Genomic DNA, 2,078 nt, shown 5'->3' with positions numbered 1-2,078 from the left:
CTCCGTTGTACTGCTTGGTGTCGCTATTGGCCGTCAGCACCACGCGCGCCGTGCTGTTCTTGTTGATGGTCAGCGCACCGTCCTTGAGCTCCACGTTCTCGTAGTTGGCCTTGAGCTGATCGGTATTGCTGAAGCTCGTACCGTACACCCCTGCATTGCGGCCGGAGGCACCGGCCTGCGCGCCGATGTTGTCCGCCGTGTCGCTGCCCACCAGACCCTCGGCCGTGAAGCCACTGACCGACTGCATCGCACCGTTGTACTGCTTGGTGTCGCTATTGGCCGTCAGCACCACGCGCGCCGTGCTGTTCTTGTTGATGGTCAGCGCGCCGTCCTTGAGCTCCACGTTCTCGTAGTTGGCCTTGAGCTGATCGGTATTGCTGAAGCTCGTACCGTACACCCCGGCGTTGCGGCCGGAGGCACCGGCCTGCGCGCCGATGTTGTCCGCCGTGTCGCTGCCCACCAGACCCTCGGCCGTGAAGCCGCTGACCGACTGCGTCGCACCGTTGTATTGCTTGATGTCGCTATTGGCCGTCAGCACCACACGGGCCTGATTGTTCTTGGTGATGGTCAGGTCTGCATTGCGGACAGTCACCACATAGTTGCCCGCATCCTCACCCTCAACCGACAGGTTCGAGGTGTAGGTTCCGACATTGCGCCCCGTGGCCACGCCCACCACGCCGATGCGGCCGGCACTCAAATCAGCCTCAATGAATCCCGTCAGTTGAGCCGGTGCCTGCGACTGGTCTTGCCCGTTGTACATCTTGCTGGTCGCAGTGCCGTCAACGCTGGCCTCTTTGGGCGTGATCACGCCCACAATCCCGGAGGCGTCGCCCATTAGCAGATCGTAGTTCCGAGCGTCACCTTGAGTCAGCTGAACCAGGCTGTTGTCAACTGCAGCTGTCACGCGGCCCTTGTTCGCTTCGGTGTTGTCGCGAACGTTCTTGCTGGCGTAATGACCCATGACAGGTTTTGCAGGATCGGCGAAGCCGATGCTGGCTGCATCCCCCTCAGCCAGCCCGGCCACCGCAAAGTTGCTCGAACTCAGCTGGGCTTCCGTGCCGCCGTCATAGACCTTGCGGGCCTCACCGGTAATCGCCACCGACAGGCGTGCCTTGTCGACTTTCGCCTCATTGATGCCGCTTGTCTTCTTGCTCAGATCCGGAGCGGCATAGTTGCTGGCCAGCCCCCCACCGCTACCGTCCAGAAGCGTCACCGCGCTGACATGGTCTGCTTCCCAGACGTTCTTGCTATTGAGCTGAGCATCCTGGTAGGTCAGCGTCTCACCGCTGACCAGATTGCCAATGACAAGCTGGTTGCCGCTCAGACCGGTCTTGCCGTCATAGCTCTTGCTGGCATTCAGTGTCACGGTGCGCGCCGTCACAGCCGCGCTGTTGTTGTCGCTGGAACGTGTGAGATCAGGCAGGATGTAGTCTGAAGCCAGGCCGGCATTCGCACCCGTACCGTCGGCCAGCGTAATCGCGCTGATGAACTCGGCCTTTACCCCTGCGCTGACGTTCTTGCCATTGGCGCGCGCGCCGCTGTAGTTCAAGGTCTGGCCACCGACCAGGCCGCTGATCGTGACGTAACCCGTCATGTCCGTGCTGCCGTCGTAGGTCTTGCTGGCCGTCAGTGTCACCCGCTTGGGATCGACAAAGAGCTTGGCAGTTCCCGTCGCCGTATTGACCTCAAAGTTATTGCCTGCCAGCCCGTAGTTGTAGCCGCTGGCAAAGCCGTTGGCTTGCGTCCCCGCATGTCGAGGGCTGCCGTTGGCGGCGGGATCGGTCACGGTGAGATCATCAATGATTGCCGCCCGGGTGACTTGGTAACTGTTTGATCCAGCGAGCACTGTTTCGACGATGGAGCTACCGTTGAGCTGGTTGGCCGCTTTCAAGGCGTCTTTCACGGCCGTGCTGCTGGGGTCAGCATCGCCATAGGTGATGCGAAGCTGTGCAGCATTGACTTTGTCCGTGAAGCTCAAGCGTTCCCGAACCATGACCTGGCTGTTGGATCCGCTGTTGTGCTGAGGTCCGGCGGCGAAGTCGGTGTTTGTGCGAGCGTTGGCCAGATTGCTGCCGACC

1 protein-coding gene is annotated in these 2,078 nt (G+C 61.1%); it reads right to left on the bottom strand.

Translation table 11 applies throughout. The annotated features are described in order from the left end of the window. On the bottom strand, nt 1-2,078 hold a 2,078-nt coding region (locus DFR39_RS19880), incomplete at both ends, for a YDG domain-containing protein (RefSeq protein ID WP_162849558.1).

Source organism: Roseateles asaccharophilus, from assembly GCF_004362405.1.
Classification (GTDB): domain Bacteria; phylum Pseudomonadota; class Gammaproteobacteria; order Burkholderiales; family Burkholderiaceae_C; genus Kinneretia; species Kinneretia asaccharophila.
The sequence above is the reverse complement of the archived record's forward strand: the minus strand, read 5'-3'. Positions and strand labels throughout refer to the sequence as shown.